This window comes from Hydrogenibacillus schlegelii, from assembly GCF_001653195.1.
GTDB lineage: Bacteria > Bacillota > Bacilli > Thermicanales > DSM-22653 > Hydrogenibacillus > Hydrogenibacillus schlegelii.
The window spans coordinates 1-6,471 of the sequence record NZ_JXBB01000032.1; the positions used below are offsets into that span (position 1 = coordinate 1).

The following is a 6,471-nucleotide window of genomic DNA, read 5'->3' on the forward strand; positions in this document are numbered from 1 at the left end:
ATACGGTTGCTTGGAGCGCTACTCATGGAGATAGACGAGACGTGGACCACTGGGCACCGCTACCTGAATATGGATGAGTATTGGCAGTGGAAGAAGGAACAACAGAAATCCACTGAGCCGGCCATGCTGCACGTTGTGAATGCCTGAGTGACCTGTCCTTTCATTCGCCGAAGAGGGCAATTTACACATGATACTGGACTTGATCCGAGAAGGCACAGGAGAAGCGGAGGAACGCTCGTGGAGGATTCAACCGCAAGAAGCCAAAGCCGCTTCTCGCTGGACGTATCAGGTGTGGTCTCTGTGGTCATGCGTACGGTGTCTGCGTCAATGGGAAGAAGGATGCGTACAAGTGCAACGGACGACTGAAGAAGTACCACCTTGACGGCTCTCCTCGCTGTACCTCACCAATCCTCTTACAGGAACCGTTCGAGCAGGTAGTGAAAGACCTCCTTCTCAATGCTCTGTCGAGTCCTGAATCAGCACGGAAGGCGGTAGAGGAGTACCTTTCCAGTCTGGAGAGGAAGAAGGTCGAGCTTGAGACCATCCTCGGTCCAGCAAACGAGCAGCTCTCTACGGTACAGGAGAAGATGCGGAGGTTGGCAAAGGTCTACCTCTCCGGAGTGCTTGATGACGAAGAGTACCACAGAGAGCAAGAAGCGTTGAGGGAGCAGGAGCAAGCCATCCGTCAGAGATTTGAACGTTACGGTACCGAGTTCGATACTCTTACCAATGTTCAACGGCACATCGAAGACGTGAAGGCAGTGCTGGAGTCTGGACTGTTCGATGTCCGCTACTCCGGTGATGAGCACGTGGTGGAGGAAGTTGCTTTCGTCAGAGTCAAGGACGAGAAACACTTGACGGTAGGATTCCCACAGAGAGCAATAACATGGGAAGAGCTCCTCGACCTCTTTCAAGTGACGTGTTGGGTTTACGAAGACCGTATCGAGGTGAGAGGACTCTTCCCACTCAAAAATCTACCAATTCATAAAGCATTAAGGTGCTGCTTTCATTGCTCAAACCATCCAGCGGCCGGGTTCGCATTTTGGGCATTGACGTGGCGGAGCAACCCGCGCGGGCCAGGCGCTATGTCGGGTGGGTTCCTCAGGAAACGGCCGTGGATCCCCTGTTGACCGGCCGGGAGAACTTGCTGCTGGTGGCCGGCATGTACCATCTTCCCCCTGCCGATGCAGCCCGGCGGGCGGAGGAGCTCTTGCAGCTGGTCGACCTGTCCGACGCCGCGGACCGGGTCGTCCGAGACTACTCCGGCGGGATGCGGAAGCGGCTCGACCTGGCCATGGGGCTGGTACACCGGCCTGCCGTGCTGGTTCTGGACGAACCCACCCTGGGCCTCGACATCCAGACCCGGCGGCGGCTGTGGCAGTACATCCGCACGTTCCGGGACCGGGGAACCACCATTCTGCTCACCACCCACTACCTGGAGGAAGCAGACTGGCTCTGTGACCGGGTGGCCATCATCGACGGGGGCCGGTGCCTTGCCCTGGATGCCCCGGCGCGGCTCAAGGCCCGCTATGGCAGCGAGTATCTGGAGTTGCGGGTGGCGGCAGGCCAACCGGCCGAACAGGTGCGGCAGCTGGCCCGGCAGCTCGAGGTCCTGGAACCGGTCATGGAGGTGGAGGTGGACTGGCCCGGTTCCAGCTCCGGGCTTGCCGTTCGCATCGGATTGCGGGTGCGGGATTCCCTTGCCGCCCTGGAACCGGTCCTGGCCACCTGCCGGGCGGCGGGGATCGCTCTTGAGGGGGTGGCGGCTCGGCCGGCCACCCTGGACGACGTGTTCCTCCACTTGACCGGGCGAGCCTTGCGGGATGGGGAGACGGCAGGCTAGGTTACCCTGGCAAGGGCTGGGTGTGAGCTGGCGGGGACTAGGTCGGAACTCGCGGAAGCTGGGTCTAAGCTGCCGAAGGTCGGATCCAATCCAAGCGGGACGGTACGGCGAGCGCTGCTGGAGGGGGCGGAGGATGGGCGAATTCTGGCTGGAAAACCGTGTGATGCTCCAGCGGTGGCGGTTCCGCTTGCGCCGGGAGCCCTTGACGTGGTTGTCGACGTTGAGCCAGCCGGTGCTCTGGCTGTTGCTTTTCGGTCACCTGCTGGCCCGCATGGCGGCGGGCGATGTGCCGGGGCACAACTACCTGGCCTTCATGAGCGCCGGGGCCATGGTGATGACGGTGTTCAACGGGGCCATAAACGGTGGGGTTGAGCTCCTTTTCGACCGGGAGACCGGGTTTCTGCAGCGCCTTCTGGCCGCGCCCATCCAGCGGCTGTCCATCGTCACCAGCCGGTTCGTCTACATCATGGCGGTGACCGCCGTACAGAACTTGCTTATCATCCTGACAGCCTACGGGCTAGGGGTTCGATTTGCCACCGGCCTGGGCGGGATCGTGGCGGCCCTTGGCATCGGTGCCCTTTATGGGGCGGGGGTCGCCACCTTGTCGATTGCCCTCGCCTTCGCCGTTCGCCGGCATCCCGAGTTCTTTACCATCACGGCGTTCCTGAGCCTGCCCCTGCTCTTTTTGAGTACCGCTCTGGCCCCCCTCGACCTCATGCCGGGATGGATGCAGGTCCTGGCCCGGTCCAATCCCATGACCTACGCCATCGAGGCCACCCGCGCGCTGGTCCTCAACGGCTGGGATACGCAGCTGGTTTTCTCTATGGTGGGAATCCTCCTGGCCTTCGATGCGGTGGCACTGGCCGTTGCGGCGCGGGTGTTACGGCGCGGCCTAGCGTAATAGCGTAATCTGGCGTAAGTAGAGCAGGGCGGCTTGGTGTTATGCCGGTGATTTTGGGTGTGGCGCCTGGTGCTGCGCCGTGGTCAACCTTGGACATGGTTTGTTTTTTGGTCCCCGTGGGCGATTGGACGAGTTGTCGCGGAGTAGGACGAATTCACCTTCCTCAAGAAGAGATAACGTTCCTCTTTGGCAACCTCCAAAACCAACCGGGTCATTCCAGGCACCCTACTCGGGTTTGAGACAAAAGAGGCCGTCGAGGAAGCCGGTTACGAGGTGGCCTGACGCGGAAAGGCGGGGCAGGGCCCGGCACTCCGGCCGGGTCCTGCCCCTTCATCGATGCCTCTAACGGGCACGAAGGCCGTTGGCGACGGCCAGCAGCTCACTCACCTCGTGAGCGGCAACGGCCAGCGAGACGCCAACCCAGCCTGTCAGCGCGCCCGGGATCAAGATCGCCAGAACGGCTAGCGAGAAGATGATGTTTTGGCGGCTGATGGCGCGGGCCCGGCGCCCCAGGCGAACAGCGTAAGCCACTTTTCTCAGATCGTCGGCCATCAGGGCGACATCAGCCGCCTCAATAGCGGCGTCGGTTCCCGCGGTGCCCATGGCTATCCCGACCGTGGCAGCGGCTAGGGCCGGCGCGTCGTTGATGCCGTCGCCGACCATGATCACACCGCCATACTCTTCAGCCAGCGCCTTCACGATCCTCGCCTTATCGTCCGGCTTCAGTTCCGCCCGGACATCGTCGATGCCAAGTTCCCGGGCGATGGCGTTCGCCGTCCGCTGATTGTCGCCGGTTAGCATGATGAAGTGCTCGACACCCGCTTCGCGCAATGCCTGTAGAGCGTCTTTTGCCTCGGGCCGGATCTCATCGCGGATGGCCAGCAGCCCCTTCACTTCCTCATCGGTGCCCACGAAGACGACCGTATGCCCGCCGTCCCGCAGCTCGTCGATCTTGTCCGACAGCTCCGCGGGGACCCGGGCTCCCAGCTGTTGAAAGAGAGCGGGGCTCCCAACATAGAGGCTCACCTCGCCGACCACCGCCCTGGCCCCGGCTCCGGGTAGAGCCTGAAAGTCCCCGGCCTCGGGTACCTCGATCCCTTCATTCTGGGCCTTGGCCATGACGGCTCGGGCCAGGGGGTGCTCAGAGAAACGCTCAATCGCGGCGGCTCGCGCCAGCACTTCCCGCTCCGTCCATCCGGGCGCTGCGACAATGGTAGTCACCACGGGCTCTCCGCGCGTCAGCGTTCCGGTCTTGTCGAGGGCCACTGCGCGGACCGTGCCGAGGTTCTCAAGATGGATGCCCCCCTTGATGAGCACGCCGTTCTTGCCGGCTGTACCGATGGCGGAAGCCATGGCCACGGGCGTCGACATGACAAGGGCGCAAGGTGCCGCTGCTACCAGGAGGACCACAGCGCGGGTGGCCCAGGTCGACCAGTCGAGACCGATCAGGGGCGGGAGCAAGACCAAGGCCACGGCTGCAAGCAGGACAACAGGGCTGTAACGCCTACCAAACCGCTCGATGAAGCGCTGAGCCCGCCCTTTTTCTGATTGAGCCTGTTCGACCAGGCGGATGATCTTGGACAGGGTATTGTCCTCGAAAGTAGCCGTGGCCTCCAGAACAAGGGCGCCCTCACCGTTCACTGTGCCGGCAAAGACCCGGTCGCCTGGGCCCTTTGCCACAGGCACCGACTCGCCTGTGACCGCAGCTTCGTTAATGCTCGACCGCCCTTCACGAATGATGGCGTCGGTGGCGATGGATTCGCCCGGCCGCACGAGGAACCGATCGCCCGGTTTCAGGGAGCTCGCCGGCACCATGCGCTCCCGGCCGTTCTCGAGGAGCCGCGCCTCCTTGGGGGCCAAATCGAGCAACGCCTTGATGGCGGAGCGGGTGCGAGCGAAGGTGTACTCCTCCAGGCCTTCTGCCAGCCCGTAGAGAAAGACAAGGAAGGTGGCCTCAAACCACTGGCCGAGAAGGACGGCTCCCAACGTGGCGAAGGCCATGAGAGCTTCGATGCCTACTTCCCGCTCTTCAATGAACTCTTCCCAACCCTCGCGTACCCAGAAGTAGCCCCCGAGGGCAATGGCAACGACGTAAAAGGGGATCTGGACCGCGGGGCCAAGGCCTAGCTTCCCGGCTAACCAGCCCAAGCCCAACACGATGCCTCCGAGGCCAGCATTACGGATGGGGGGGAAGCGGTACCAGGGACCTTCGAAGCCTTCTTCCTCTTCAGCGTCCTCATCTTCTCGGCTCGAGGAATGGCGTTCCGCCTCTTCGGCGACGGCGCGCGTGGTAAGGCTCTTTTCGTCCATGACAATTCCTCCTTCGCACTACTTCCGAACACGGACGTTGGGGGCCAGGTGCTTCTTCTGAATCCCCGCACGGCACCGGCCGCCGACGCGCAAGGTCATCCGTTGCTCGAAGTTTTTCTGGTCTTCACGGAACAAGTCGGCAGGGAACCGCCTGACGACCTCTGCCAGCTCCTTCACGACCGGGTCCGTGAGATCGAGCGAATAGTAGACCCACCGGCCGTCTCGTCGTGCCCGCAGTAGCCTGGCGTTGCGGAGCTCTTTCAAGTGCCGTGACACGTGGTATTGGGGTACCTCAAGGGAGTCGACGAGTTCGCAGACACACACCTCCTCATCATTCGCGGCCATGAGCCGGACGATCCGGAGGCGCGTAGGATCCGACAGTGCCTTGAAAACATCCGTGATTCGCGAGAGTTCCGTCTCGGTCACCCCCCCTGCTTCCCGCCCGTTCTGGTTCTCCAGTACTACCGGCGCATGGCCGGGCCCCGCCGCTTTAAGAAGTATTATATATGTGCATATGCGCATATGTCAAGGCGGGGGCGCAGTTCTTTCACGCTTTCCTTTCCCATGCGGTTTGGTGAGTGGTCGGCGCCCGTGAGGAACCGTCTGCCCGCGGACCATTCCTTCCGGGACATCGGCCGGGCCGTCGATTTTGCGTTCGTCGAAGAAGAGACGGCCGATCTGTACAGCGCCGATCAAGGCCGGCCTTGTGAACGCTAATCGAAAAGTTACCTGTATCAGTTTTCGGTAGGGGATGCCCCTACTCCCGGCCAAGAGACGTCTTAGCCGGAGGGTTGGCGGGACCAAAGTGATCGGGCTTTGGCCCAGTAAGTGGGATTGCTGACCTCCGGGAGTGGCGAGACGACCTGGTTGGGGTGGACTTGCCCCGGTTTCGTGGACACCCCGATACTTGGGGCATAAGCCCCGGAAAGGGTGATCCCCATGCCGGCTACCAAGCCGCCGTACCCTTCCGAGTTTCGGGCCGAAGCCGTCCGCCTCGTCCGGGAGAGCGGGAAGAAGCTCCAGCAGATTGCCGCCGACCGCGGCGTCTCGGAAGCCAGCTTGCGGAAGTGGGTCCGCCAAGCCGAGATCGATGCGGGGCAGCGCCCCGGGTTGACCACAGCCGAGCGGGAGGAGCTGAACCGGCTGCGGCGGGAGAACCGGATCCTGCGGGAGGAGCGTGAGATTTTAAAAAAAGTCCTCCATGCCGCCTACGGCGGCACCACGAAGGACGAAAATGGCGTCCAGCCAAAGTTGTATGTGCCACCGGTTGCATGAGATCGAGCTTGCTTGGGATCAAGTCCAGTATCATGTGTAAATTGCCCTCTTCGGCGAATGAAAGGACAGGTCACTCAGGCATTCACAACGTGCAGCATGGCCGGCTCAGTGGATTTCTGTTGTTCCTTCTTCCACTGCCAAT

5 protein-coding genes and 2 pseudogenes are annotated in these 6,471 nt (G+C 62.0%); 5 read left to right on the top strand and 2 right to left on the bottom strand.

The window, feature by feature from the left end; all coding sequences use genetic code 11:
* From SA87_RS14420 to SA87_RS08465, 4 genes and pseudogenes are all read left to right on the top strand, one after another.
* Positions 1-147, top strand: a pseudogene (locus tag SA87_RS14420) (IS256 family transposase); the annotation flags it as partial.
* A gap of 134 nt (positions 148-281) precedes the next feature.
* Positions 282-1,130 (top strand): annotated as a pseudogene (locus tag SA87_RS14060) (recombinase zinc beta ribbon domain-containing protein); the annotation flags it as partial.
* Positions 1,043-1,843: an ATP-binding cassette domain-containing protein gene (locus tag SA87_RS08460; protein ID WP_245637692.1), complete on the top strand. Its 801-nt coding sequence runs from the start codon at positions 1,043-1,045 to the stop codon at positions 1,841-1,843. The pseudogene SA87_RS14060 and the gene SA87_RS08460, both read left to right, overlap by 88 nt.
* 133 nt (positions 1,844-1,976) lie before the next feature.
* Positions 1,977-2,744 carry an ABC transporter permease gene (locus SA87_RS08465; RefSeq protein ID WP_066202002.1) on the top strand — a complete coding sequence of 256 codons (768 nt, stop codon included), beginning with the start codon at positions 1,977-1,979 and terminating at the stop codon, positions 2,742-2,744.
* A 342-nt stretch (positions 2,745-3,086) separates the two neighbouring features.
* On the opposite strand, the gene SA87_RS08470 is transcribed toward SA87_RS08465, so the two are convergent.
* Together SA87_RS08470 and SA87_RS08475 are read right to left on the bottom strand one after the other, a co-directional pair.
* Positions 3,087-5,054: a heavy metal translocating P-type ATPase gene (locus tag SA87_RS08470; RefSeq protein ID WP_066202004.1), complete on the bottom strand. Its 1,968-nt coding sequence runs from the start codon at positions 5,052-5,054 to the stop codon at positions 3,087-3,089.
* Positions 5,055-5,072: 18 nt separating this feature from the next.
* Positions 5,073-5,480, bottom strand: coding sequence for an ArsR/SmtB family transcription factor (locus SA87_RS08475; protein WP_066202010.1), 408 nt, complete (start codon positions 5,478-5,480; stop codon positions 5,073-5,075).
* A gap of 513 nt (positions 5,481-5,993) precedes the next feature.
* On the opposite strand from SA87_RS08475, the gene SA87_RS08485 reads away from it, so the two are divergent.
* Positions 5,994-6,329 carry a transposase gene (locus SA87_RS08485; protein WP_066202008.1) on the top strand — a complete coding sequence of 112 codons (336 nt, stop codon included), beginning with the start codon at positions 5,994-5,996 and terminating at the stop codon, positions 6,327-6,329.
* Positions 6,330-6,471 lie beyond the last annotated feature (142 nt).

Bases quoted from the DNA above. Each gene is read 5' to 3' on its own strand.
- SA87_RS08485 (WP_066202008.1), top strand. From the start codon at position 5,994: ATGCCGGCTACCAAGCCGCCGTACCCTTCCGAGTTTCGGGCCGAAGCC.
- SA87_RS08470 (WP_066202004.1), bottom strand. From the start codon at position 5,054: ATGGACGAAAAGAGCCTTACCACGCGCGCCGTCGCCGAAGAGGCGGAA.
- SA87_RS08465 (WP_066202002.1), top strand. From the start codon at position 1,977: ATGGGCGAATTCTGGCTGGAAAACCGTGTGATGCTCCAGCGGTGGCGG.